A 24,918-nucleotide genomic window follows, 5' to 3' on the forward strand; every position below is an offset into this window, starting at 1 on the left:
ATCAACTAGCCGGAAAATGAGTTTCTTTTTTCGTTCGAACGGCTAAAGAATCAGAAGTACCACACGTATACTGTATTCCGTTTAAAAAACTTGGTTCGTTCTATAAAAAATATGGATTTCAAGACATTGATATTGAAATGGAGAATGTATATCCAACCATTGTTTGTTGCAAAATATAAATGGTATGTAGAGATAATAAAGTTGTTTAATATAAGTTATCAAGACCTAAATCAAAAAGGTCATAAAAAAATAAGGAGTTTACCTGCTATAGTTGAAAATATTTATATCCAATTAGATTAACTGAGACGGATGCCTATCTATAAACCTTTTTAAGAATCGGACAATTTATTCCACTCGCTTAAATAAGGGACAAAATCTAATTCTCTTGGTTCATCATCCAGCATGGAAATGAATTCTAATTTATTCCCATCCGGATCTAAAAAATAAATACTGGCAGCTGGCATCCATACTTGAACAATCGGTTCCTCATTTCCTTTCCCCTGACTTCCAATAACCTCAATTCCTTGATTCTTCAACCATTGAATGGAATGAACCAAGAAATCAAATTCTACTTCAAAAGCAAAGTGCCTTTTTTCGATTTCACTTGAGATTGGTACCATCCATAAACCTAGCATTTGATAGCCTGGTTCTCCAATCCAAAAAAAGGCGTTTTTTTCAGTTGCATAACCTAATTCAAGCCCTAACTTACCTTGATAAAAGTTGATGGCAGCTTTTAAATCCTTTACTTGCAAGTGAGTTTCGTAGAGTTTTTTTATCATTGTAGATAATCCTCCTTCTAAGATTACTTAACAACAATCCTCATATTAATATTAACAAAAATATCTAAATACTTCGAAAGACTTCGAAAGACTTATTCCATTTATTATAAATGATATTGATCCATTATATGATAGTTTGAAAAAGAACGAGTATCCAATTAAATTTGATATTCAAGAAAATTGGTATAGAGCTAATACTAAATTAAAGGGACAAAAGAATTTTTCATTATGGATCCTGATGATTATCTATTAAGATTTATTCACAATCCAGGTAAAAAAGATATTGAGGCAGATTAAGCTATGTAAGACAGAATGAAAATTTAGTAAATGAAGTAAGGTTCCATAAGGGGCTTTAGTTGAAGAAGAATTAAACAACTTTATTGTCACTGAATAAATGCTGCTTACAAGAATATGACAAACATGTATTATTATTTAGGTTATAATCCGAAGTCATCATTTTCTTCTATATAACAAGAAGCATACAACAAAAAAACGACTAGCCCCTCGTAAGATTCATAAGAGGTGCTAGTTGACGTGAAATTCGTTAGTGGAAGTTAAATATTCTCTTGTTTCTCTCTATATATTTTTTTTAGAAAGCTAATGTGGGCTTGATGATAACGATTATGATCAGCTATATGCCATATTCCCCATCTAATTGTCGCCCGTTTTCCGTTTTCGTATGAAACAACCTGATTTAAATCATCTTCAGATAGTTTTGTACATTCTAAATGAAACATCTTTTGTACTCTATCATAAGCTGTTATTAATTCATTAATAGATACATTATTTACTGAAGGAAGTTTTCCATTTGGATGAATCATTGGACCATATTCTAATTTGACATTTGTAGGTATAGGTTCATTTTTCAATCGATATACCCAGTGTAAATCTACTACTGACAAGTGTTTTAATAATTGACCTATACTGTTTAGATTTTCAGTTGGTCCTTTATAATCTAATTCTTCTTGAGTTATATCTGATACCAGTATCTTTAATCTTTTGTATGTATCTTTAACTGTAGCATATAAAAGAGCAACTGTTGGATGCATTTCTTTATCCATTTCTAAATCAATCACCATGATTATTTCCCCCTTTTAACAAGATTTTACCATAAAGGTATATTGTATAAGATATTCATGTAAAGTTTACATAACGCATCATTATTAGAAGTTTTCCTCATCAACACTCCCTGGCTTATCTTCTGTGAAACATCCTCTTCATCTACGTATGCAGTGTTTTATTCATTCCATTATATCAGTGGTTAAAAGCAAGTATTGTCTTTATTTCCTCTACTCCATATGTATAAAGTTCCGCATAAACCAACGGTTAGCTTATGGGTTAATAAGTAACACACGGTCAATTTATGCTTCCAACTGCGGCCAAATTATAGTTAAAGTGACATTCTATTATACAAGAAAGACCGATTTCATATGATAAAGCCCCATGAAAAAGTCCATTAAGAAAAAATTTCAAACAAATAGACGGAAACAATTTCATGTTTTCACTAAAAAACGTTATAATAAGCTATAGCCTCTACGACTATGTTATAAAGGAGATTGAAACAATGGCTAAAATTAAAGTATACCAACCAAAAGAAGAACATATGGAAACAGTGAAAGACATTATTGATGTTCAAGAAGAAAATCCAACTACTGAACATTTACACACTCTATACACATGTGTATTAGATACGAAAGATATGGCGTTACCTGAATCATATATGGAAGAGGATATCTTAATTGACTCTATGGAAGTAATGGTGAATGCTTCTCAAAATAAATTAAGAGACCTAGGCACATATGATGTGATTGAAATACAAAATAAAAGCAAAAGAACACAAATTCTACTGCTGTCAGACGAAGAATATGAAATTATTGAAGACTAATTTGTAAAGTACATATGCAAAAGCTCCTTTCTCATCTAGAAAGGGGCTTTTGATATTGTTATTACATGTTGTACTTTTTCATGTGTACATGTGGAATGATATGAATGTTACATAACAATGTGTTCTCCACCAACAGAGTCCACTGGGATATTTCTAGAACATGCGCCCTTGCAATTGGTGCCGTCATATTCCATTCTTTTAACAGCAGTACGCTCTTCTATCTGTCTGCGTGTTTCTTACTCATTGACGGAATGATTCAAACATATTTTGTTTACTGATTAGAACGCAAAGAAAAAAGCTGCCTTTATAAAAAAACAGCTCTTTTTCTTCATTTATCCCGCCATATTATTAATACTGTCCTCTGGGGAAAATACAGAAATATGATCTACTTTTCCAGTAGAATTAGGAATCACAAATTTTAATTCAAATTGTTTGTTCACTTTATAAATATATATTTTGTCATCTCCATTTGTCTTAACTGTCGTCGGTTTTCCTAATGCATTTTCAATATCTTGTAATGTGAGTGAACGAAGGTTTGGATGATTGGAGCGAACATCAAAAATTTGAGATCCTTTATTAAAGCCAATGACGACATTCCTCTTCGTATATGTTGCATACATTCCTTTACCGGCTGGCTCAGTTTTGTCCGCTTTACCCCACTCTTTTTCTACTTCTTCAATATCTCCCGTGTGCGCCGCGACTGATACATTTGGTACTTTCCCTTGCTTTGCCTGTTCTAATATATTTTTAATTTGGCTCACTGTTTTAGAATTCGTTGATGTGCTTGACGTATTTTGTTTCGTATCCGCTTCTTCCTTTTCCGATTCCTTTGAATCAGAGTCCGGTTCGCTTGATTGCTTTGTAATTTCATCTTTCTTTTCATTCGTTTGCTTACTTGTATTTTGTTCAGATGTTTCTGTTAGTGGCTTCTGTTCACCCGCACTCTCACAAGCAGTTATTATACATACAAATATGAGGCTGATCATAAGTATAAGAAGCTTTTTCATATATATCCTCCTCTTTCGTTACATTAATCCTTGTAACCAATTCGTTACACTACTTTTATCATTTACACGAAATATCCTTTATACACCTTCTCTATTTCGTGAGACGGTCCCTTCCTATACAGTGAAACTTCCTACCCTTTCCTAATCTGTAGAAAAAATAAAAAACTGCCCCAAAAAGGGCAGTCTAATATGTATTTATGCTTCAATATCTTTACCGTCTTCAACAATATGGTACAGTAAATGTGCTAAATGATGAATTGGGCCATATTCTTCCTCTTCTTCCTCTGTTTCTCCTTGGAATTCAAGGTCATTTAAGTATAGTGCTAAAAATTGATAGAATAATTTCAAATCAAATTCAAAGCAAGCACTTGGCTCTTCATGATCTCCTTCATATTGCAGCATTAAGTAATGCTCGTTTCCTTCTGCATCTTCGGCATCAAAGAATACAAAAAAACCAACGTTTGTATCTAAATCAAATAAATGACGTGTTCCATTTTCGGTTGCTTTATTAAAGTCTTCTTCATTTAACTTATGTACTGTTGTTGCTTTTGCATTGTCTTCCTGATGAAAGTTTACTGTAAATGTTTTCAATGCTAACACCTCCTGATGGTATAACAGTAGCATAACAGATTAAAGACAAGAATACAAAAAGGACTGCTTACAATCTGTAAACAGCCCTCATTTTTTATTTTTTCATTGCCCTTAGTAAAAAGCTGACAATGAAAATTAAAATAATCGCTCCAATTAAGGCTGGAATAATCGCAAATCCTCCGATAACAGGACCAAATCTACCAAGAAGCGCCGTTCCAACCCACGATCCGATAATACCTGCAACGATATTGCCAATGACTCCACCAGGTACATCTCTTCCTGTAATCAAACTTGCAAGCCACCCTAAAATACCGCCAACAATTAAAGACCATATAAATGCCATATCATTTCCTCCTTCTTTTATAAAACAAAAGTAACCATAATCATTGCTTACTATTAGTTATGCTACTTTTTGCTTAAGTTATACCGTTATACAACAAATCAATACGATGACCGTATCATTCCATCACGTGTAGTCATTTCATAATGATATAGAAAAGATTCTTACAAATACAAAAACGAACTTTTGTTTTTACTTTAAAGAAAATTTAGTAACACGGATACTGAATATAAATTAGACCGAAGCAGTAAGCTATAAAGAAATAATTCGGCATGTTTTAGAGTCACCTTACAATTACTTACATATTCAAAAAATAAGCGATCTCTCTTTTTTAAAGCCAGCCATTTCTACCCGCACAAGGAGAACTTCTTTTTCTCAGCCGTATCGTGAACGGTCCTTTCATTTTGTTATATCCTTATCAGATGCAGAGCTTAAAACAATTTAAAGCAATCGATTTAGCTATATGAAGATGATAGGATCGCTTCGCTAGGTACTAAAGAAGTTCATTATATACGAACGTTGAAAATAACATGACCATATATTATTGGGAGTAGCGCTAGTCAAGAACAATCTGGCTTTAACATTGTACTCATAAATTCTCTTTTAAATGCTTGATAACGAAAGTTCACCGCAATCCTCTGAACTGGTCGATTATCAAATCTCGTTTGTTCAGCTGTCTTTCTAAAGTCTGCTACACTTTGTCCACGCGTCTCATCATTTGTTGTACTAATCCAGACGGCAGACTTTTTGTATTCGAAAATAGTATCTTTTCGCAGTGCAATAAATGGCAGTAAATCATGAATTGGGCTGCCACCGATTCCTGGGTATTGCTTTTTATAATAATTTTCATAGTAAAAATCAATCATTGGTTTAATAAGCTTTGCTTGTCCTGTTCCCTTATCGTCAATAAAATTTACCATTTCAGGAGTAATAATGGCCCGCTGCGTTACATTCAATGGGTAAATACTTACGTTTTTCGCGTACTTCATCACAATATTTGTTGCGATGGGATCACCATAAAAATTTGCTTCTGATACAGGTGTAACGTTACCGGGACATAAAAACGCACCACCCATAATATAATACGCATGTACGTAATCCATTACTTCAGGATACAACAGAAATAATGTCGCGAGAGCTGTTAACCGTCCTGTTGCTACAATGATAATATCTTCTGGGCACGGTTCGATTAACTTGATAATCTCACAAAAGTTTTCTCTTTTCATCCCTCTTGTTTTTGGAGGGATAATTGATCCCAAACCGTGTTCACCATGAATTTCTGGAAAGAACAGAGGCTCTTCTGCCGTCATTGGCCTACTGGCCCCTTTTATAATTTTTATCTTTGTAGCATAGTATCTCTCTAAAAAATAAACATTTTCAGTTACCATTTCCCTTGAAACATTTCCGTAATCCGCAACAATTCCAATAATATCAAGACGACGCGTCTTATCTGCATAGATTAACGATACTGCATCATCAATACCAAAGTCTCCAAAAAAGATGATTTTCTTATTCACTGTCCTCACCCCTCTTCTGCATATTCTAATACCATTATTATGCAAAAAAGACAAGGCGGTGAAACAGTGGGAAACAAAAAAGTCACCTATTTATTGGTGACTTCCTTCTTTTTATAAGATAAATATGCTAATACATTTTTACTTGTATTGTATTTGGGATTATTCCCTTTACGCGGTTCTCTTATATGTGTTTTTTCAAATCCAGGAATTTCAGGCATTTTCTCCAAAAATTCAATAATCTCTTGTTCATTTCCTTCCACTCGTACACGAATCATTGTTATAACTACTCCTAGCTTTCTTTTTTACTTTCATAAGTATAACGTACTTACTAAGGAGCGCAACAGGTTTATCTTTTTAATGTAGTATGTTAGAGGCACATAAAAAGTGCCATTTCACAGTGAAATGATTTTACTTTATGATTGTGAAAGCGAATTTGAAAATACCCTTTCACTTCATTCGAAGCTTTCATCATACATACTGTTAGTTTTGGGTGTGGTACATCCATCATGTCATACCAACAGTCAAATTGAAATTATTTTTCAAATGTATGACAGGACAGAATTTATTTTATTTTTTATTTAAAATCTATTTATATGAATGTATAATTATCAAAGGAGGTGTCAAAATGAAAATAGGATGGAATGTAAATGCTATGTCGCAGCATACAAAGGTTACTCCTTTGAATATTGCACAAAATGAGAACCAGAATGTCGCTATTTCGGAAAAAGAAAAGAAGCAAGATGATGGGATTAAATTTGATATTCGATCATCCGAAAAAACAACACATCAAGCTAAACATAAGTTTACAGAAGTGGACTTATGGAAAATGTTAAAAGATAAAGGCGTTCCGATGTGGATTATTTTTGAAGTTTTACAAAAGTTCCGCAAAGAAAAAGAAGCGACTAATGCAACACAACATACTTCTAATGCCTTTGAAGCTGTAAATGAAACAAGATTAAATGAAGTCATGTAGCATTCACTCTGTTAAGAACCTTACCTTTCGGTGGGTTCTATTTCTTTTCTTAATGAACTAAAATTTGATTCTCTTCTTTTATATACATGCTTACAGGTTCACGATAAGATTGAACAACTAATGGAAATGAATATTTAAATAACTTCTTTAATACTGTTTCTTCATAAAAATGAATCATACGTTTTATTTCTGTAAAATGATCCAAAATCACCGTTCTGTAGGATGCAAATTCTATATCCTTACTTACCCCTATCTCTTTTAATAATTCTGTACATAATAAAGAACGACGATAAATGAAACGAGGAAAATAATAGGTGTAAATCAATTCGTAACATTTTTCTTTAATCTTCTCTTCGAATGTAACGTAGTACATTCCAGTTCCAAAACGAAATTCACCTTTTATTTCCCCGTTATACTCTCTTAAGAAATCTTCTACTTTCTCATATGTATACTCTTCATGTGATTGATTCATCTCAACTAAAGATCCGCCGGCATTCATTATAAATTTAGGGGTAAACATGTAATAAAACACAATCCAAAAACATAATCTCACTACTATTTCCTCTTCCTTCTCCTGTAAAAACTGCTTAAATATTTTTTGAAAGAACTGTTCTATCATACTCCATCACCTCCATTCTTAGTTTATGTTTATTCCTATTTATTTTCCAATTAGTAAAAACTCTTTTTGTACTAGATAAAATTGTATTTTCGCTATAGAAAAAATGGAATTTGTGCTATTAAACAGAAAATATAGACTCTGCGTCACAAACTTGTATCATTCGCTCTCTTTGCATTTAGTATTTTCACTTCTTCTCTATTATGTCGCAAGGTGAAAATGAAAAAGCCACCTTGAATGCTTCTAAAAGTAATATTTCAAACCTTTCTCATTCGAGAAAAAACAATATACAAATACGTAAAATATTTTTACTTTTTTATATAGTCATTCATACCAATATTTTCATCCTCCTCAAAAAATGATAAAATAGATTCACGTGTTTTCAGAATAATAAAATAGTAGAAATTTTAAAACGAGAACACAGTTTTAGGAGGGGTTTTAATGACGTATACGTTAGCAACGAGAATGAAAGCATTTCAATCTTCCATATTTAGTGAATTAGCAGCTTATAAAAAAGAAAAGATCGCAGCAGGTCAGAAAATGATTGATTTAAGTATTGGAAACCCAGATATGCCCCCTGCGGATTTCGTAAGAGAGGCTATGGTACATACAGCAAACAAAAAAGAAAACTACGGTTATACTTTGACAGGAATTGAAGACTTTCATCAGGCGGTAACGGAATACTATCATGCGAGTCACAATGTCATATTAGATCCTGATCGCGAAGTGTTGTTATTAATGGGATCTCAAGATGGATTAGTACACTTACCTATGGTCTTTGCGAATCCTGGAGATTTTATTTTAGTTCCTGATCCTGGATATACAGCTTATGAGACGGGAATACAAATGGCTGGTGCCACTCCATATTTCATGCCGTTAAAGAAAGAAAATGACTTTTTACCTAATTTACAAGAGATTCCTGAAGAAATTGCTAAAAAAGCAAAAATGATGATATTAAACTTCCCAGGAAATCCTGTTCCAGCAATGGCGCACAAAGATTTCTTTCAAGAAGTAATCGCATTTTCTAAAAAGCATCATATCATTGTTGTTCATGACTTTGCTTACGCTGAATTTTATTACGATAATCAAAAACCAATTAGCTTTTTATCTGTTCCTGGTGCCAAAGAAGTAGGTGTAGAAATTAATTCCCTATCCAAAAGTTATAGTTTAGCAGGAAGCCGCATCGGATATATGATTGGAAATGAAGAGATTGTGAGAGCTCTTACTCAATTTAAATCCAATACGGATTACGGTGTTTTTTTACCCATTCAAAAAGCTGCCGCGGTTGCTTTACGCCAAGGAGCGGAATTTTGTGCGAAAAATCGAATTATCTATCAAGAGCGCCGCAATACTTTAATTGAAGGTTTTGCTTCTTTTGGCTGGAATGTTGAGAAACCTGCTGGCAGCATGTTTGTATGGGCAGAAATACCAGATGGCTGGACCTCTTTACAGTTCGCATATGCGTTAATGGACCGTGCAAATGTTGTCGTAACTCCTGGTCATGCTTTTGGACCACATGGTGAAGGCTTTGTCCGCATCGCACTCGTCCAAGATCAAGCGGTTCTACAACAAGCCGTTGAAAATATTAAAAATAGCGGGATTTTCTCTTCGAAAAAAGAAACTACACTTGTTAAAAATTAATATCAACTCTCCTGCTGCTTCATAGTAGGAGAGATCCTTTTAATGGATGTTTAAATATGAAAGGTACGCTCCCCCACCGCTATCCATTCTTAATGATTGATAACATTGTAGATATAAAAGAGGGACAATCTGTCAAAGGCTACAAATATATTACCCATAACGAATGGTTTATTTCTGAAACGCAAAATAGGATGCCCCACATGTTAATTGTAGAGGCACTTGCTCAGCTTCGTGCATTTGTTGATACAAGTGACTCTAATGGATTAGGTTTTCTTTCATCATTAGACGGTGTACAGTTTCACGGAAAAGCATTCCCTGGTGATACGGTTATATTACATTATGAAGTAGTACGAAATCGCCGAGGCTTTATGCTTGGTAAAGGTACAGCAACTGTGGACGATTAATTGATTGTTACAGTTGAAAAACTATTAATCTATAAAGCTTAATAACAATAATCTGAAATACGTAAGAAGGGGTAAAGAAATGGAACGTGTTGTCGGTATTGACGCTGGAGGAACATTAACAAAAATTGCTTACTTTGAAAGAAATAAGACAATATCTTTTAAGAAATTTTATTCTTATGAGCAAGAAAACATTAAAAAGTGGCTTCATCAAAACGAAACGATTACGAAGTTATGTATAACAGGTGGAAAAGCTGAACAATTACAAACATTACTTGCGAATCAGTATGAAACGATATATGTAAATGAATTTGAAGCTACTCTCCAAGGTGTGCGGTTTCTTTTAAAAAAAGAAACTCTCTCTATAAACAATTTTGTTTTAACAAATATCGGCACAGGTACTTCAATTCACTACATCCATGATAAACAATATGTTCGCGCAGGAGGAACTGGCGTTGGCGGTGGTACAATCATGGGGCTAGCAAAATTATTAACAAATATAGAAAGTTTTAATCAAGTGCTCTATCATGCAAAACAAGGGGGCAGAAACACTCTTGATATAACAGTGGGAGATATTTATAATGGCATTCTCTCACCTATTGATCATCATTTAACAGCTAGTAATTTTGGAAAAGCAGCGATGACAGACTTAAACTACGCTCATTCAGATTTGCTCGCCACCCTGCAAGGTCTCGTTGGCGAAGTCGTTACCGCATTAAGCCTTCAATTTGCTGAGACAAAAAACATGAATACTATTGTTTATATCGGCTCTACCTTATCTAACAATACACAGCTACAAAACATTATTGAAAATTACACAAGGTACCAAAATAAACGGCCTATTTTCTTACAAGATCACGGTTATAGCGGTGCGATTGGTGCCTTGCTTAGCGTACAAACGAAAAAAAGCTGACTTATGCCAGCTTTTTTTAACTTTCAAGCTCATATTTATTTTGTGAAACAGATTGTAAAAATGGATTCATTTCCCCTTTATTATAAATCATTAATTCATGCATCGCGCGTGTACACACCGTGTAAAATAATTTCCGTTCATTTTCTCGTTTATACTGTGATGCATCGTAAATGATAACTGCATCGAATTCTACTCCTTTTGATAAATAGGATGAAATCACAAGAATACCAGTATCAAACGAACTCGTTTCCTTCTGAATAAGGCGAACGTTTGGAAGCTGTTGTAGGCGATTATAGACTACTTTGCTTTCTTCTGCTGTTTTACAAATAACCGCAATTGTTCGATGCCCTTTCTTCTTTAAATCATCTATTCCTTTTGCAATTTGCTTATCATGTTCTTCTTCTCCCTTTTTCCCTTCAATTATTACTGGCTTGCGTCCATCTCGTTTAAATGGCTCAATTTCTTCGTTATGCGGAATAAACTGTTTTGCAAATTCAATAATTTGTTTTGTAGATCGGTAGCTGCGTTTCAATACAATTTTTTCACTGCGCTCTTCACCATATAAATCATTTAATTGTGAAAATAAATGATTTGTTGCTTGTTCATAAATAGTTTGATTAAAATCACCAAGTATTGTCATTTTTGTATGTGGAAATATACGTTTTAAAAACGCATATTGAAATGCCGAATAGTCCTGTGCTTCATCAATAAATATATGTTGTACAGCCGTATTTCTTTGCAGTTCTTGTATTTGATCTTTCATGTATAAGTACGGCGTTTCATCTTCATACGGCATATAAAAATGCTTCACTTTCTCCACTGTTTGTTTGCATATTGCCCACCAGTTCTTTGGTAATTCTTCGCGATCTACAAATTGAGTTACATAGTTAGGGTCTTGAAATAATTGTATATATAGCGCTTTCGTATGAATAAATTGTAACTTTTTTATCCGTCTTCGAAGCGGTTTGAAATGTTCTTTCACGACCATAGCCGCTAACATACTTTGTTCCCTTTCAAATTCATCCAATGTACCATCAGAATATATCTCTTCCTTCTGCAGTTGTTGATGAACTTTTAAATATGTTTCTTTATCTAATAACTGTATTTCTTCCTCTACCCATAGCTTTTTTCTTTCTACTTTTTCTTTTTTCCTTAGTTCCTTTAATAACCACTCAGAAATCAGTTTGATTCGATTTGGAATACGTATTGCCGAATCAAATTCATAAAACTTCTCTTTTATTTGCTCTTTTGAAATCATAACTTTCCCTTTAAACTTAATATCTTTAAATCGCATGCCTTCTTGTTTTAGAAATGCGATATACCGATCCATTACAGTAATAAATTGTGAACTGGCTTTATACTTTATCCCTTCTAACCGAGCCTTGTAATTTTCATCTTCTATTTTTGTTAATACATACTCCATTTGCGTAAATGGATCTTCTACTTCAAATTCTCTTTCAATATGATTCTCCAAATATTTTTGAAATGTCGTTTGTTTCATATTATCTTCCCCAAGCTCTGGCAAAACAGTGGAAACATAACTATTGAACATCGCATTTGGAGAAAAGAGGACAATCTGATTCGCATGTAATGTATCGCGATAGCGATATAACAAATATGCGATGCGCTGTAATGCTGCTGATGTTTTTCCACTTCCAGCTGCACCTTGTACAATAAGTAAACGACTTGTTTCATTTCGAATGATTTGATTTTGTTCCTTTTGTATAGTCGATACAATACTTTTCATTTGTGTATTCGCATGATTCCCAAGTACTTCTTGCAGCATCGTATCACCAATAGGAACCGCTGTATCAAACAGACTCCGAATCTTACCATCACGAATAACATATTGACGTTTTAAAGTCATCTCTCCAGAAATCGTTTCATGAGGTGCACTATACTTCGCTCTTCCTAACGAATAATCATAGTACAAACTAGAAATAGGCGCCCGCCAATCATAAACGAGGAACTGCTCTGTACTTTCATCATAAAATGAATGAATCCCTAGATATATACACTCTTTCTTTTCTTCACCATCTTCTATAAAATCAATCCGTCCAAAATATGGTGACTGCTGTAATCGTTGTAATCCTTTTAGTTGACTCGATATATGACGATGGCTTTGCTCTCGTTCTGATAATAATTCCGCTTGTTGCTTTATACTCGCCGCTGTTTCTACAGCTTCTTCCATATTATCAACATTCACTGTTACATCATCCCAAAAATGTTTGCGTATTTGAACAACATCTTTTGTTACTGTACTTACATATTGCTCTAACGAATCTATACGCGTTCTAATTTTGCTTACGACCTCATCCACGCGCTGCTGCTCTAGCTTCCATTCTTGCTTTGTTTTCTCCATATCGCCACTCCTTATCAACCATTCTCCTGCTCATCGTTTCGTACGATATAAATTTCCAACAAAAAGTTTGACAATCACTCATCACTTTTGATATAATTAAATTGGATAATTTTTGAGTTTTTTAAAAAATAAACAATGAGCGTTTTTCCATTTTAACACATATATACAAAAAATCAATAAAAACATACTAAGATTAGTAGCACAGTCATAGCCTGCGCTACTATTTTTTATAGTAGAATAGGTTTTGGAGCCGCTCTAAAACCTCGAGATGTATACCCTTATAAGATTGAGTTTCAGTATGTCGGATCCTTGAGAGATAAGTCAATAAGATGAATAAGAGACTTCTACCAAAAATCAGAGCTGTCTTTTATTCATTTTTGATTTTTCTAGATGTTGTGAAATGTATATCCCATACAAAACGTTAATCTATTATCTAAAAATGATTAGAAGAGCATGTTTCATAGATGGATTTCACGCAGGTTGTTACACCTAGATGCTTACAAATAACGAAAGGTTCAATTGGAAAGTTGATATCTACGTTTAGCCCTTAATTACAAAGTGACTTTCCCACCATGATAACAATAGTAAGTTTCAGCTTTAAGATTTTTAATCTTTTTCAAGGACTGTTGTGCTTTCTCAATATTTAAACAAAATTGCGGATTCGCAAGGATTAATTCATCATCCTCATTAACAGCTGCATCACCTGTAATTACACTTTTTAAACTTGGAAAATACAATGAAATATGCCCTGAAGTATGCCCTGAAGTATGCCCAGGTGTTGCTACTACTCTACATTTATTATCTAGAATCATATCACCATTATGTACCTTTTCATCAATTGAAACATGCTTCAAATTCTTTAATTGTTGTACAAACCATTTACCAAATTCGATTTCTTTCATTGTCATATTTTCAAGCATTTCCTCAGCTTGAACCAATCTCTCTGACTTTATTTCACCACTAATGTATTTTGATTCACTTTCACTAGCTATAATGTTAATCCAAGGATACTTTTCTTTGAAATCATAAAGGGAGCCTATATGATCATCATCATAGTGCGTAATGATTATATTCTTTAAATCCTTCACTTCGTATCCATTTTTTAAAATTTCGTTTTCGATTAAAGGTATGAAATTTGCATACCCTGTATCGACCAAAGTTAGTTCATTATTCAATATAATTAAGCTAGGATAAATGTAATTTTTTTGCCCCTTAAATTCAAATTCAATTGGTAGCTCTATTATCTTCATTTTCCCCTCCATACTGCACGTTTGTAAAACGTGCGATAACCAAATATTCTATACATCTACTATATATGATATAGGAAAATATGACATATCCCCTTTCATATTCTTAGTTTAAACAATTTTATTGTTGTTCATGAACACTTTCTACATTTTATTATTTGGTCCTGATGCAAGAAATCTTAACCAACTTGTTTCTTCCTCCCTTTTATAAAACCATTATAAAATGAGAAATCCTGATAAGGTGAACCTTTAATCAATGGTGGTTTTCTCCATCCCCTACTGATTATGAACCCTCACCAATCAGGCTGTCCATTAGGGATAAATCGCATTCCAGAATCCCACCTCAAAATTCGAATAGCTTCCCAACCGATGAAAGTTCCGTGTTACAAAGCGGTTCTCCTCTTCAATTCCCTTATAATCCATTTTTTATCATCCCCTTCGAAATATACACATTTTAACCAAAATTAAAAATTTTCATTTTTTCTGTTTACTTTTATCCATTTATTGTATATACTTACTAGCGTAGGAAAAATATTCTAAAAGGAGGTCGAATGAAATGTCAAAATTACAATTACATGTTGTTGCATCTGTTTTTCAATTTCATAACTATTCGACCAACCTAATGGAGAATTAAAAATCGCCTTTTATTTTTAACTCATACATTCGCCACAGGAGGTCGTATACTTTCCTGTGGCTTTTTCGCGCCCAGCCATAGGAGTACAATATCTTCCTGTGGCTTTTTTGTGCGATTTTTAGTCTCTTACATTATTTTTTAAAGAAAGGAGCAACATTTGATGACTTTTCGCGTATTGTTTTTAAGTATTACAATTCAAAGAACTACGACTTCTGAAGCTGATTTAGCTCATAATGAACAGATTGAAAAAGCGATGAATGAAATGAAAGAGCGTCAAACACTTTATTGTGATCATTTATAATTCCTTTTCGAAAGGAGGAATTCATTCACTTATGACCTTTCATATCTTCTTTTTTACAATTACTCTTCAGAAAAGAACATTGTCTGAAGAAGAGATTTTACGAAAACAGCAGTTAAAACAAACACTGGAGGAAATAACCGATCGTAGAAGTTTGTACTATACTCAAATGTATTAAATTGCAAAGGGGCCATCTCTAATGAAATTTAAAGTATTCTTTTTAACCATTAGCATACAAAAAAATAAGCTCTCAAAATCTGAATTGTTTCATGAACAACAAATTCATAAGGCAATCGATGATGTAAAAATACGACAAAGCCTTTACTGTAGTCGCTTATAAATTCTTTTAGGATGGAGGAATTCAAATATGAAATTTAAAGTATTCTTTTTAACGATTTCAATTCAAAAGAGACCTTTATCTGAAGCTGAAGTGAAGCAAGAACAACAATACAAAAAAATTATTGAGGAAATTCGTAATCGCCGAAGTACCTATTGCAGATTTTTATAAAAAAAGCATATAAACTTATAAAGGAAGGAGCGAGTTAAAATGTTCATAGCACGTTGTGAAAAAATGATTTGGATTATAGAGAGGGATTCCACCTAGCCAGAAAATAAAATTCACTTTTCTACCAAATGGAGAAAGAGAATCTACCAGAATTATCAACCTAAAATAGCGAGATTAAATGTATAAAAATTTCATAATAAATATAGTTTCTAATCAATAAAAAAGATACACCTCCTATCTTTATATAAGAGGTGTATCTTCCTTACTTTATTCTATTTTCGGCTACTCCGTTTCGTCTTAAATAATCTCACTAAATTAGAAACAACTGTTTTTGTAACCGCATAAGCCGGCACAGCTAAAATCATTCCAATAATTCCAGCGAAGTTCCCTACTCCTAAGATTAATACGATAACTGTCAAAGGATGAATATTCAACTTCGAACTCATAATACGCGGTGAAATAATGTTACTTTCAAATTGTTGAACAATCGTTACAATCAAGATTACCCAGACAGCTTGCATTGGCGATACAAATAATCCAACAATAACAGCGGGCGCAGCTCCAATAAATGGTCCTAAGTTGGGAATAATGTTTGTGAATGCCGCTATGATTCCTAAAATGAATGCATACGGCAATCCAATAATTAAATATCCGATAAATGTAAATGCCCCTACAAATAAACAAACAAGTGCTTGTCCTTGTATATATGCAGATAAAGTTTCATTTGTTTCTTTTATAATACGCAGTCCTTCTTCACGGTACGATTCTGGCAAAAAGCTAACAGCCTTTCCAGGAAAAGCATGTCCATCTTTGAACATGTAAAACAGGATAAATGGTACAGTAAATATAACTAACGCGACATTTGTAATGATACCGAATAAAGCCGTTGCACTCGACGTAATTGTATTTGGTATATCTTTCAAATATTCCACTGCATTTTTTTCAATTGTTTCAATAGAAATGTAATCTTGTGTAGTCAGCCATTCAAATAGCCTATGATGAGATAGTTCTTGTATGTATATTTTCCCCTCTTTAATGTAGCTTGGTAAGTTTCTTATTAATTCCATTAGCTGTTGTGAAACGGTCGGAACAACTACACCAATTGCCACTGCAGTTAATGTAATAATAAAAACATACAATAGTAAAATTGCTAAATTTCTAGGAACTTTTTGATTCTCTAAAAATACTAATACAGGATTGAATATAAAATATAGAAATAAAGCAATTAATATTGGGAAAAATAAAGTTGAAATAAATATGCCAATTGGTTGAAACAGAAACGATATTTTTGTGCAAATAAATATAATTCCTACAACCATCAGCACTTCCAATGTCCAAAAGTGCACTTTCGATTTCAAAAAAATGGCCTCCTTTAAACTAGCACCTCTCTTCATTGTACCAAACTAAGCGTGAATTTCACATAATATTTTTAATTACAATATTCCAAAATACAATCAAATACACTACAATGAGATTAGATTACATACAAATTTGTAGATAAAGGTGATAAATATGGCGCAATGTATCATTTGCCGAAAAGAAACGAAAGAACTTAGTGAACAACACGTCATTCCAGAGATATTGTGTGGATATTATTTCACAAATGCAGTTTGTGATTCCTGCCATGAACATCTTACGGTACATGTTGATCGCCCATTAATTAGACATAAACTTAGCCAATATAAAATTGAACAAATGAAGCAACAAATTGACTCCCCCCTTTACATAAATGAATATGGTCAAGAATTAGCTGCGGCGGAAACAGACGTTGCCGAGACAAAAGATGAAATTCATTATTCTAACTCACTTATTATGAAACTATGTAAAAAACACGATATTTCACTACATAATGAAATTTGGAAAGAAGAACGTGTTACAAAAGTAGCCAGCTCCATTCAACGTGAATTACTTTTGGATAATCGAAAATATAAAATGAGTATTTTAAAAATGGCTTACACTTTCGCTGTTCAAGCAATAGATGGCTATTTTGATGACCCGGATGCAATTGAAATTTCCGCCATTCTATCCAACGCAGACTTCTTTGAATTAAAGGAAAAAAGTATTGTGCGCGACTTAAGTAAAAGTTCGCTATGGAATACATTAAATACAAAAAGTGATAATCACTACTTTATTTTATTAAGTGATAAAGACGGCTTATTCTGTTTCGTTCGTCTATTTAATATTTTTGATGTTGTTGTTCATCTTTCTCAAAAAGCGTATAATCTTCCTTCTCCAATTGTTGGTGTGAATGATGTTCAAAACCAATCATTCTACATAGAAAGTTTAAAAGAATACATGAATCATTTATTTAGAGAAAAAAGACCATCTACGCATATTTCATCATAAGTATTCAAAACTAGAACATACGATCTCCTTTCTTGATAAAAAGACACTATGTTATAATGAGTATGAAAAGAACAATACAATCACATAAAACAATAAAAATTGTATATAAATAAAAAAGACTAGTGTGCGGCTACACACTAGTCCACGTAACTTGACAGATTGGATTGTTCATTTATCCTATTTGTTTCTTATGAATATAACAACCCATATTCTATTGGCATAGATGGGTTGTTATTTTTTGAGCTTGTCAATTAAAACGACAACGAACGTCAGCAATGCAACGAGAAATAATCCACCTTGCAGTAGCAACGTAATCTCGCTCACGAATTATCACCCCCCTTCTATGTGGAGAAGTGATAATTGAACACCCAACCATACCATAAGTTACCTTTTTATTTTATCATATTTTTTCAAATTTTACGATGAAAACCGGCAAGATAGCAGCTTGCCGGTTTGTTTTTATTACTCTATTATTTCTTTTCTAATGCATAGGCATCCGCAATCATTTCTCCAACAATTTTATCTTTCTCATTTTTAGATACCGGTAAAAGTGGAAATAGCAGTTCAGCTACTTGATATGCTTCTTCTAAATGTGGATAACCGGATAAAATAAATGTATCTATACCTAGTTCTTCATATTCTCTTATTCTTTTTGCCACTGTATGTGGATCTCCAACAAGAGCTGTTCCAGCGCCGCCCCGTACTAATCCAATACCAGCCCATAAATTCGGGCTAATCTCCAAGGCTTCTCTCGTTCCTTTATTTAAACGTGTCATACGTTTTTGTCCAACTGAATCATAACGTGCAAATGTTTTTTGAGCGAGTTCAATTGCGGCATCATCTACATATTGAATAAATCGTTCCGCATCTTTCCAAGCTTCTTCTTCTGTCTCTCTTACAATAACATGTAACCGAATGCCGAAGCGAACTGTACGCCCTTTTGCTTCTGCCAATTTTTTTACTTCTTTTATTTTTTGTTCTACTTGCGCCGGTGGTTCTCCCCATGTTAAATATATATCACAATGTTCTGCTGCTACAGCTTTCCCGGCATCTGATGATCCACCAAAGTAAATCGGCGGATGCGGGGATTGAATAGGCGGAAACACAACTTTACTATCTTTCACTTGAATATATTCTCCCTCTAAAGTGACTTGTTCTCCTTGCAAAACTGATTTCCAAACCTTTAAAAACTCATCTGTAGCATCATACCTTGCATCATGATCTAAAAACAGACCATCTCCCTGTAGTTCAACTGGATCTCCTCCCGCTACAACATTAATAAGAAGACGTCCAGCTGAAATCCGATCAAATGTCGACGCCATTCTCGCTGCAACTGTTGGTGACATAATCCCTGACCTTACCGCAACTAAAAAACGTAATTTTTCCGTTTCAGCAGCAAGTGCTGAAGCTAATACCCAAGGGTCTTCACACCCTTGCCCGGTAGGAAGTAATACACCGCTATAGCCTAAATAATCAGCGGCTTGTGCAACTTGCTTATAATATCCGTACTCAGCAGCTCTTCCTCTTTTGGTCGTACCTAAATATCTTCCATCACCATAAGCTGGAATAAACCATAATATTTCCATTCCTTCACACACCCCTTTTTTGTTATACGTTCTCCATTAACTTGCCGCTTATGAAAATCTCACTATATAATCTGATTCATTTCCTATTTCACTCTTTAAATTCCAGATTCTCCTTTATAATTATCTCTCCATTTCAAACATCTCACTTCCAATAAACGAACGAGTGAATCTGAAAATTTCCCTACAAATGCAAAAATCATAATTCCTACAAAAACAATATCTGTATTAGAAAATTGTCTCGCATCCATAATCATATAGCCAATTCCTTCCGTTGAGCCCATAAGTTCCGCTACTACTAAGCTCACCCATGCAACACCTAGAGATAATCTGGCACCTAATAATAAATTTGGTAAGGCAGCCGGTAAAATGAGCTTTGTGATTAACTTCCTTTTACTAAATTCTAATACTCTAGCAACATCAAATAACTTGGAGTCTACACCACGAATTCCTAAAAATGCATTCACATATAAAGGAAAAAAAGCTCCATCAGCAATAAGTAATACTTTTGATGTTTCACCAAATCCAAACCATAGAACAAATAATGGTGCCACAGCTAAATGCGGTACAGTCCTTAGCATTTGTATCGAAGGATCTAAATATTGCTCGCTTCTTGTTGAAAAACCAACTATTGTCCCTAAAATCACCCCTAGACTACCACCAATGAAAAAGCCAACAGCCGCTCGAAACACACTAATACTTAAATGGTTAAACAATTCTCCCGTCTGAACAAGGCTCTGAAAAGCTAAGAAAATATCCCACGGTGTAGGTAAAACTGTTTTTGAAACAAGCTCCAAAAATCCTGCCAATTGCCAAATCAGCAATACGATAGTCGGTATAATAATTGCTCTTATCAAGAGAGAAACATTTTTTTTACGAGAATGAACCATTTCTTGCTTTTGAGCTAATTTTACTTCCGCTGTCTCAACTATCGTTTTCGCGCCTTCCATTTTGTCCCCCCCTTTACTCCGATTTCAATGCTTTTTCAACATAACTATTATCTACAACTTCAGCAGGCTTAATTTTCTTTTTAATAGAATGCAGTTTATATTGAAAATCAGCCGTCTTTTGCTGTTCTTTTATAATGTCTTTCGCAATTGGTACTAAAATAGGCTTGTCGTGATGAAATACTTCTTTTACAATTTCAGGATCAATTTTCTTTGCGGAAGCATAAATATTAACCGCCTCTTCAAAATGAGATTCCTGCCAAACTCGCGCTTTTTCATATACTTTCAGAAACGTCACAACGAATTCTGGATGTTCTTTCACAAACTTTGTTCTTGCAACAATAAATTCTGGTGATGGGATGTTTAATGTATCACCATCTACAATCACCTTCGCTCCTTTTTTTAATGTATGTAATGATATAAATGGATCCCAGATTGCCCATGCATCTACAGATTCTGATTCAAAAGCCGGCTGTGCTTCATCGGGTTGTAGCTGAATAACATCGACATCTTTTGCATCTAATCCTTCTTGCTCTAACGCACGGTATAATAAATTAAATGCGCTACTTCCTTTTGCGACGGCAACTTTTTTCCCTTTTAAATCTTTTATACTTGTAATTTTGCTATCTTTTTTCACAAGAACCCCTGTACCTTTTCTTGCATAGCTCGTATTTGCAATTTCTGTAAATTCAATATTCGCAGCTTGTGCGGAGATAACCGGTGAGTTTCCAACTTCTCCAAAGTCTAAACGATTTGAAGCAATTGCTTCAAAATAAGGAGGACCACTTTGAAATTCCGTCCACTTTACTTTTACACCAACTTTTTCAAATTCTTCTTCAAACCATCCTTTTTTCTGAGCGAGTAATAGCGGACTTAACCCTTGCTGTATACCAATTTGAATTGTTATATCTCCCTTCTCATTTTTTCCACTTGCTGCATTGCTTTGACACCCCGCCAATAAAAGGAGTATTCCTAAAGCGAAATAAATCAATATAATCTTTTTATTATGCACCAGCCTTCCCTCCTTACACACTTTTAGTCGTAAGTTCTCCATATTCAAACTCTTTTAAAACTTTCATTCGAAATTGCTGGAATAATGAAGATGTCTTACTCCGTGGATATGGTAATGGATTAGGGATCACTTTCTTTATTCTTCCAGGTCTATGACTCATAATGACAACCCGATTGGAAAGATAAATTGCTTCATCTATGTCATGCGTAACTAAAATCATCGTTGTCTTCTTTTGCTTCCAAATATTTAGTAACACATCTTGTAGATGCGTTCTCGTGAATGCATCTAACGCACCAAATGGTTCATCTAATAGTAATACATTGGGATTTCGTAATAGTGCTCTTGCAATGGCGACTCTTTGTGACATACCACCGGATATTTCTTTTGGATAAGACTTTTCAAATCCTTTGAGCCGAACGACTTCAATCCATTCCTTCACTTGTCTTTGTACCTCTAATTGTCTAAGTGACAAATCAGCTGCAATATTTTCTTCAACTGTAAGCCATGGAAACAAACGATGCTCCTGAAAAATAAACCCTTGTTTCATACTTGGTGCTGTTACTTGTTCCCTATCAATGAAAACTTCACCGATAAAATCATTATCTAACCCTGCTACAATCTTTAATAAAGTACTTTTGCCACACCCGCTTGGGCCAATTATAGTTACAAAATCTCCTTTATTTATTTGTAACTGAATATCCTCTAACACTCGAACACTTCCAGAGGGTTTCACAAAAGATTTCGTAACGCCTTGAATGGAAACTGTCACACATTCGTCCCCCTTAAAATGAATGAATTAAGAAATGATATAACAAATAAAAAAACCAAAGGCATTTCATAAATGAATGAAATGCCTTTGGTTTTTTCAATCAGCAATATATTATTGAATTAACTATATATTATATAAACATTTCCGATAAGTCAACTATGTTTCGTGGGAATTATCTCCAATTTTTTTGCTTCTAGATATGTAAAATCGTTAAACTCACGTAGTATAGTCTTACATACAAACTCTATAGATCATACTTTCTCGTTTTTACTCATATCGCTTACATTCCTCTAATTTTTTAACAACCGCCTCATAAAACTTCCGTTCATCATCTACATTCAAATGTACGCGCTTTACTTTTTTTACAAATCCATATAATAAATGAGCCGTTAATGGCTCTTTTAGTTTAATTTCAACCCTAGCCGGCTCCTTTATAAACTCCATGAGAGTCGCTTCAAATACTTCTTTTTCTTCTTCTTTTGTTAAGCTTTCTCCTTTATAAAATACAATGTCTTTTATGTGACAAAATGGGATGATTATTTTCTTTCCAAACCCAACTTGGATGATGATTTCTGTTTCTGTCATAATATATGGATTCGTGCGAATTGCTTGTATCTCAGCTAAAAAATAAAGAATTCCATAGATATTAAAAATGAGCAAAATCCAAGCTAACCATTCATTCCATTGATGAAGTAAATAATGAAATCCAATCGATTCGATGAATGTTGCATGAACAATCATAATATAAAACGGGATTGCTCCAGTTTTTTTATGATAGGAAAATATATGCGGGCTTTCTGGTATCTTTGTACGCCAAGAGAATAAAGCGTAGTACAGTAATTTACATTCCGAAACAATCACATCTATTACCTTATTTCTTTTCACCGCAGCATCAAATGCTTGATCAATTGCAACAGAGAATGATGGATATTCGTTCTTATATTCTTTATAATATCGTATAATCTTAGGTAACGCTCTCGCAATCTTATACAGAACGAATAACTCTACACTTAAAAATGCCAATCCACCAGCCACTAAAATATAATGAATATATGAAAATGATTGTAAGTAATCACTTGGAATAACGAACCTTGCCGCAATATAACCTGCTATTACAACAGGAAATATATACGTTAAAGAGTAGCGCTTTCGTATTATAAAGAAATACGTAATAACTGGAATAACAATAAGAAAATCGATGAAAGACCCTAGTACCATTTCTCTAGGTACAGTAGGCACAATCGGGATTGCATACGCAAGATAATTTGATAGTATAATTAAAGCGATACAACCGATCCATATTCCCTTTCGCTTATGTGAAATAGCTTGATTCATATCATCCCACCTTTTTATTTAAAAATTTCATTTAGATGATCTTTATAATATAAAATAGGTTTTTCATATTCTTTTATACTTTCTAACTTAGAAACCGTTTCGAGCAATAACTTCATTGCTTCTTCATATTCTTTTAGATTATATTTTGCTATGGAAAGAAAGACTTTCATCACATCATTGTCTGGAAATTCCTTAAGTCCCGCTTTTAATGTGGCAATTGCTTTCTCATATTGACCGATGCAGCGATATGTACTCCCAAGTCCAATGTATGCTCCGCATAACGATTCTCCCTTAAGGCCATTTTTGATTGCCTTTTCATAATAACATACTGCTTCTGTTTCAAGCCCCATTGCATCATGTGTCCATGCACATTGATAATAAACTTCAGGATTATTTGTGTTTTTAGCTAAATCAATTAAAATACTTTTTGACTTCTCATATTCCCTTTCATTTCGCAACCGAATCGCTTCTTTTAATAATGGCTCCATACACTTATCTCCCATTTATATTACTTACTGAAGCTTCCTTCTCTAGAAGAACATAAGTAGGCTAGACGTTTTATAATCTCTTTTGCTGTTTCATCTTTCCCCTCACACAGCTGGATATAGCCGTCTTCTCCAATTACATGATGACAAGCTCCACGTGAATGTAACGAATGCGATGAGTTGGCAATCATTATATTTGCCTTTGTCTCTTTCATTCTCATGCTTGCACGCTGAATTAATGCCTCTTCACTGATATCGCTTTCAAGTTTAAATCCAACTAAAAGCGCTTCTGGATCCCATTGTTTAATTTGTTTTAATATTTTAGGCGCTTTTTGAAAATGAATGACTGGTGCTATATCGCTAGAAATCTTTCCATTCATATTAAGTACATTTCCTTCTTGATCACAAATTTTTTCAACAATCCAATCTGACCCAGCTGCTGCCATAATAACAGCGTCGATTTTGTCATGGGTCATAATACTTTTCATTTTATTCTGTAAATCGATAATTCCTTCAAAAGGATGCAATTCTAATTGTGCATTTATTGCGACCGGTTTTTCAGCAAAATAGCCATGTAAATATATAACATGTGCTCCTTTTTCCATCGCTTCTTCTGCAAGTAGCCTTCCGATTGTTCCTTTTGCTAAATTTGTATGTCCGCGTACTTGATCCCATTTTTCTAGACAACCACCGCTTGTAATTATTATCTTTTTCCCCTTCATTTGAATCATC

The 24,918-nt window shown here is 33.9% G+C and carries 29 protein-coding genes; 10 read left to right on the plus strand and 19 right to left on the minus strand.

Annotated elements, in window-relative coordinates:
- Positions 1–329 precede the first annotated feature (329 nt).
- Positions 330–779, minus strand: a complete 450-nt coding sequence (locus MR058_RS06350; protein WP_242143164.1) for a VOC family protein — start codon at positions 777–779, stop codon at positions 330–332.
- A 554-nt stretch (positions 780–1,333) separates the two neighbouring features.
- Positions 1,334–1,858 (minus strand): DinB family protein, encoded by a 525-nt coding sequence (locus MR058_RS06355; RefSeq protein ID WP_277926468.1) that lies wholly within the window; start codon positions 1,856–1,858, stop codon positions 1,334–1,336.
- A gap of 485 nt (positions 1,859–2,343) precedes the next feature.
- Here MR058_RS06355 and MR058_RS06360 point away from each other — a divergent pair, with 485 nt between their 5' ends.
- Positions 2,344–2,664, plus strand: a complete 321-nt coding sequence (locus MR058_RS06360; protein ID WP_242143165.1) for a hypothetical protein — start codon at positions 2,344–2,346, stop codon at positions 2,662–2,664.
- 332 nt (positions 2,665–2,996) lie between these two features.
- Here the strand turns inward: MR058_RS06360 and MR058_RS06365 are convergent, their stop codons facing one another.
- From MR058_RS06365 to MR058_RS06385, 5 genes are all read right to left on the minus strand, one after another.
- On the minus strand, positions 2,997–3,671 hold the full coding sequence (locus MR058_RS06365) for a YjgB family protein (RefSeq protein WP_242143166.1): 675 nt from the start codon (positions 3,669–3,671) through the stop codon (positions 2,997–2,999).
- Between the two features lie 195 nt (positions 3,672–3,866).
- Positions 3,867–4,262, minus strand: coding sequence for a cytosolic protein (locus MR058_RS06370; RefSeq protein WP_242143167.1), 396 nt, complete (start codon positions 4,260–4,262; stop codon positions 3,867–3,869).
- Between the two features lie 94 nt (positions 4,263–4,356).
- Positions 4,357–4,605, minus strand: a complete 249-nt coding sequence (locus MR058_RS06375; RefSeq protein ID WP_242143168.1) for a GlsB/YeaQ/YmgE family stress response membrane protein — start codon at positions 4,603–4,605, stop codon at positions 4,357–4,359.
- 557 nt (positions 4,606–5,162) lie between these two features.
- Complete coding sequence (locus MR058_RS06380) at positions 5,163–6,128, minus strand: nucleoside hydrolase (RefSeq protein WP_242143169.1); 966 nt, start codon at positions 6,126–6,128, stop codon at positions 5,163–5,165.
- Between the two features lie 77 nt (positions 6,129–6,205).
- A complete protein-coding gene (locus MR058_RS06385) occupies positions 6,206–6,394 on the minus strand; it encodes a DUF3970 family protein (protein ID WP_242143170.1) in 189 nt (62 codons plus the stop codon).
- A gap of 350 nt (positions 6,395–6,744) precedes the next feature.
- Between MR058_RS06385 and MR058_RS06390 the strand changes: the two genes are divergently transcribed.
- Entirely contained in the window at positions 6,745–7,092 is a 348-nt protein-coding gene (locus tag MR058_RS06390) for a DUF3914 domain-containing protein (protein ID WP_242143171.1), read from the plus strand.
- 49 nt (positions 7,093–7,141) lie between these two features.
- Here the strand turns inward: MR058_RS06390 and MR058_RS06395 are convergent, their stop codons facing one another.
- Positions 7,142–7,711 (minus strand): hypothetical protein, encoded by a 570-nt coding sequence (locus MR058_RS06395; RefSeq protein ID WP_242143172.1) that lies wholly within the window; start codon positions 7,709–7,711, stop codon positions 7,142–7,144.
- A gap of 438 nt (positions 7,712–8,149) precedes the next feature.
- Here MR058_RS06395 and MR058_RS06400 point away from each other — a divergent pair, with 438 nt between their 5' ends.
- The 3 genes from MR058_RS06400 to coaW all read left to right on the plus strand — a co-directional run bounded on the left by MR058_RS06400 (position 8,150) and on the right by coaW (position 10,663).
- Positions 8,150–9,349: an LL-diaminopimelate aminotransferase gene (locus tag MR058_RS06400; protein ID WP_242143173.1), complete on the plus strand. Its 1,200-nt coding sequence runs from the start codon at positions 8,150–8,152 to the stop codon at positions 9,347–9,349.
- A 56-nt stretch (positions 9,350–9,405) separates the two neighbouring features.
- Positions 9,406–9,753, plus strand: coding sequence for a 3-hydroxyacyl-ACP dehydratase FabZ family protein (locus tag MR058_RS06405; RefSeq protein WP_242143174.1), 348 nt, complete (start codon positions 9,406–9,408; stop codon positions 9,751–9,753).
- A 79-nt stretch (positions 9,754–9,832) separates the two neighbouring features.
- A complete protein-coding gene (gene coaW / locus MR058_RS06410) occupies positions 9,833–10,663 on the plus strand; it encodes a type II pantothenate kinase (protein ID WP_242143175.1) in 831 nt (276 codons plus the stop codon).
- 16 nt (positions 10,664–10,679) lie between these two features.
- On the opposite strand, the gene helD is transcribed toward coaW, so the two are convergent.
- The gene (helD, locus tag MR058_RS06415; protein WP_242143176.1) at positions 10,680–13,025 is read right to left on the minus strand and encodes an RNA polymerase recycling motor HelD; all 2,346 of its coding nucleotides are present in this window, start codon (positions 13,023–13,025) and stop codon (positions 10,680–10,682) included.
- A gap of 551 nt (positions 13,026–13,576) precedes the next feature.
- Complete coding sequence (locus MR058_RS06420) at positions 13,577–14,275, minus strand: MBL fold metallo-hydrolase (RefSeq protein ID WP_242143177.1); 699 nt, start codon at positions 14,273–14,275, stop codon at positions 13,577–13,579.
- Positions 14,276–15,066: 791 nt separating this feature from the next.
- Between MR058_RS06420 and MR058_RS06425 the strand changes: the two genes are divergently transcribed.
- From MR058_RS06425 to MR058_RS06440, 4 genes are read left to right on the plus strand one after another with little or no spacing between them, the layout of a single operon-like run.
- Complete coding sequence (locus MR058_RS06425) at positions 15,067–15,207, plus strand: YrzI family small protein (protein WP_242143178.1); 141 nt, start codon at positions 15,067–15,069, stop codon at positions 15,205–15,207.
- Positions 15,208–15,238: 31 nt separating this feature from the next.
- Positions 15,239–15,382, plus strand: a complete 144-nt coding sequence (locus MR058_RS06430) for a YrzI family small protein (protein ID WP_242143179.1) — start codon at positions 15,239–15,241, stop codon at positions 15,380–15,382.
- Between the two features lie 21 nt (positions 15,383–15,403).
- Positions 15,404–15,544 carry a YrzI family small protein gene (locus tag MR058_RS06435; RefSeq protein WP_242143180.1) on the plus strand — a complete coding sequence of 47 codons (141 nt, stop codon included), beginning with the start codon at positions 15,404–15,406 and terminating at the stop codon, positions 15,542–15,544.
- A 27-nt stretch (positions 15,545–15,571) separates the two neighbouring features.
- Positions 15,572–15,712, plus strand: a complete 141-nt coding sequence (locus MR058_RS06440) for a YrzI family small protein (RefSeq protein WP_242143181.1) — start codon at positions 15,572–15,574, stop codon at positions 15,710–15,712.
- A gap of 269 nt (positions 15,713–15,981) precedes the next feature.
- Here MR058_RS06440 and MR058_RS06445 read toward each other — a convergent pair whose 3' ends face one another.
- Positions 15,982–17,067 (minus strand): AI-2E family transporter, encoded by a 1,086-nt coding sequence (locus MR058_RS06445; RefSeq protein WP_242143182.1) that lies wholly within the window; start codon positions 17,065–17,067, stop codon positions 15,982–15,984.
- A 154-nt stretch (positions 17,068–17,221) separates the two neighbouring features.
- On the opposite strand from MR058_RS06445, the gene MR058_RS06450 reads away from it, so the two are divergent.
- Complete coding sequence (locus MR058_RS06450; RefSeq protein WP_242143183.1) at positions 17,222–18,055, plus strand: HNH endonuclease; 834 nt, start codon at positions 17,222–17,224, stop codon at positions 18,053–18,055.
- 231 nt (positions 18,056–18,286) lie between these two features.
- Here the strand turns inward: MR058_RS06450 and MR058_RS06455 are convergent, their stop codons facing one another.
- The 8 genes from MR058_RS06455 to MR058_RS06490 form a co-directional block, all read right to left on the minus strand.
- Positions 18,287–18,379, minus strand: a complete 93-nt coding sequence (locus MR058_RS06455; RefSeq protein WP_087095017.1) for a putative holin-like toxin — start codon at positions 18,377–18,379, stop codon at positions 18,287–18,289.
- A gap of 146 nt (positions 18,380–18,525) precedes the next feature.
- Complete coding sequence (gene ssuD / locus MR058_RS06460) at positions 18,526–19,641, minus strand: FMNH2-dependent alkanesulfonate monooxygenase (protein WP_242143184.1); 1,116 nt, start codon at positions 19,639–19,641, stop codon at positions 18,526–18,528.
- 95 nt (positions 19,642–19,736) lie between these two features.
- Entirely contained in the window at positions 19,737–20,528 is a 792-nt protein-coding gene (locus tag MR058_RS06465) for an ABC transporter permease (protein WP_396021424.1), read from the minus strand.
- A gap of 73 nt (positions 20,529–20,601) precedes the next feature.
- On the minus strand, positions 20,602–21,597 hold the full coding sequence (locus tag MR058_RS06470) for an aliphatic sulfonate ABC transporter substrate-binding protein (RefSeq protein ID WP_242143186.1): 996 nt from the start codon (positions 21,595–21,597) through the stop codon (positions 20,602–20,604).
- 13 nt (positions 21,598–21,610) lie between these two features.
- The gene (locus tag MR058_RS06475; RefSeq protein WP_242143187.1) at positions 21,611–22,366 is read right to left on the minus strand and encodes an ABC transporter ATP-binding protein; all 756 of its coding nucleotides are present in this window, start codon (positions 22,364–22,366) and stop codon (positions 21,611–21,613) included.
- A 267-nt stretch (positions 22,367–22,633) separates the two neighbouring features.
- Complete coding sequence (locus MR058_RS06480; RefSeq protein WP_242143188.1) at positions 22,634–23,701, minus strand: hypothetical protein; 1,068 nt, start codon at positions 23,699–23,701, stop codon at positions 22,634–22,636.
- A 14-nt stretch (positions 23,702–23,715) separates the two neighbouring features.
- The gene (locus MR058_RS06485; protein ID WP_242143189.1) at positions 23,716–24,189 is read right to left on the minus strand and encodes a tetratricopeptide repeat protein; all 474 of its coding nucleotides are present in this window, start codon (positions 24,187–24,189) and stop codon (positions 23,716–23,718) included.
- Between the two features lie 20 nt (positions 24,190–24,209).
- Positions 24,210–24,917, minus strand: a complete 708-nt coding sequence (locus tag MR058_RS06490) for a phosphopantothenoylcysteine decarboxylase domain-containing protein (RefSeq protein ID WP_242143190.1) — start codon at positions 24,915–24,917, stop codon at positions 24,210–24,212.
- Between the last annotated feature and the right edge of the window lies 1 nt (position 24,918).

It is taken from the genome of Bacillus cereus group sp. BfR-BA-01430 (assembly GCF_022663115.1).
GTDB classification, from domain to species: domain Bacteria; phylum Bacillota; class Bacilli; order Bacillales; family Bacillaceae_G; genus Bacillus_A; species Bacillus_A cereus_BD.

What these genes read in the sequence shown, in the direction of transcription:
- MR058_RS06490 (WP_242143190.1), bottom strand. Translation starts at nt 24,917, where the DNA reads ATGATTCAAATGAAGGGGAAAAAGATAATAATTACAAGCGGTGGTTGT.
- MR058_RS06450 (WP_242143183.1), top strand. Translation starts at nt 17,222, where the DNA reads ATGGCGCAATGTATCATTTGCCGAAAAGAAACGAAAGAACTTAGTGAA.
- MR058_RS06360 (WP_242143165.1), top strand. Translation starts at nt 2,344, where the DNA reads ATGGCTAAAATTAAAGTATACCAACCAAAAGAAGAACATATGGAAACA.
- MR058_RS06400 (WP_242143173.1), top strand. Translation starts at nt 8,150, where the DNA reads ATGACGTATACGTTAGCAACGAGAATGAAAGCATTTCAATCTTCCATA.
- MR058_RS06435 (WP_242143180.1), top strand. Translation starts at nt 15,404, where the DNA reads ATGAAATTTAAAGTATTCTTTTTAACCATTAGCATACAAAAAAATAAG.
- MR058_RS06485 (WP_242143189.1), bottom strand. Translation starts at nt 24,189, where the DNA reads ATGGAGCCATTATTAAAAGAAGCGATTCGGTTGCGAAATGAAAGGGAA.
- coaW (WP_242143175.1), top strand. Translation starts at nt 9,833, where the DNA reads ATGGAACGTGTTGTCGGTATTGACGCTGGAGGAACATTAACAAAAATT.
- MR058_RS06405 (WP_242143174.1), top strand. Translation starts at nt 9,406, where the DNA reads ATGAAAGGTACGCTCCCCCACCGCTATCCATTCTTAATGATTGATAAC.
- MR058_RS06350 (WP_242143164.1), bottom strand. Translation starts at nt 779, where the DNA reads ATGATAAAAAAACTCTACGAAACTCACTTGCAAGTAAAGGATTTAAAA.
- MR058_RS06425 (WP_242143178.1), top strand. Translation starts at nt 15,067, where the DNA reads ATGACTTTTCGCGTATTGTTTTTAAGTATTACAATTCAAAGAACTACG.
- helD (WP_242143176.1), bottom strand. Translation starts at nt 13,025, where the DNA reads ATGGAGAAAACAAAGCAAGAATGGAAGCTAGAGCAGCAGCGCGTGGAT.
- MR058_RS06420 (WP_242143177.1), bottom strand. Translation starts at nt 14,275, where the DNA reads ATGAAGATAATAGAGCTACCAATTGAATTTGAATTTAAGGGGCAAAAA.
- MR058_RS06390 (WP_242143171.1), top strand. Translation starts at nt 6,745, where the DNA reads ATGAAAATAGGATGGAATGTAAATGCTATGTCGCAGCATACAAAGGTT.
- MR058_RS06375 (WP_242143168.1), bottom strand. Translation starts at nt 4,605, where the DNA reads ATGGCATTTATATGGTCTTTAATTGTTGGCGGTATTTTAGGGTGGCTT.
- MR058_RS06440 (WP_242143181.1), top strand. Translation starts at nt 15,572, where the DNA reads ATGAAATTTAAAGTATTCTTTTTAACGATTTCAATTCAAAAGAGACCT.
- MR058_RS06365 (WP_242143166.1), bottom strand. Translation starts at nt 3,671, where the DNA reads ATGAAAAAGCTTCTTATACTTATGATCAGCCTCATATTTGTATGTATA.
- MR058_RS06480 (WP_242143188.1), bottom strand. Translation starts at nt 23,701, where the DNA reads ATGAATCAAGCTATTTCACATAAGCGAAAGGGAATATGGATCGGTTGT.
- ssuD (WP_242143184.1), bottom strand. Translation starts at nt 19,641, where the DNA reads ATGGAAATATTATGGTTTATTCCAGCTTATGGTGATGGAAGATATTTA.
- MR058_RS06465 (WP_396021424.1), bottom strand. Translation starts at nt 20,528, where the DNA reads ATGGTTCATTCTCGTAAAAAAAATGTTTCTCTCTTGATAAGAGCAATT.
- MR058_RS06395 (WP_242143172.1), bottom strand. Translation starts at nt 7,711, where the DNA reads ATGATAGAACAGTTCTTTCAAAAAATATTTAAGCAGTTTTTACAGGAG.
- MR058_RS06355 (WP_277926468.1), bottom strand. Translation starts at nt 1,858, where the DNA reads ATGGTGATTGATTTAGAAATGGATAAAGAAATGCATCCAACAGTTGCT.
- MR058_RS06385 (WP_242143170.1), bottom strand. Translation starts at nt 6,394, where the DNA reads ATGATTCGTGTACGAGTGGAAGGAAATGAACAAGAGATTATTGAATTT.
- MR058_RS06430 (WP_242143179.1), top strand. Translation starts at nt 15,239, where the DNA reads ATGACCTTTCATATCTTCTTTTTTACAATTACTCTTCAGAAAAGAACA.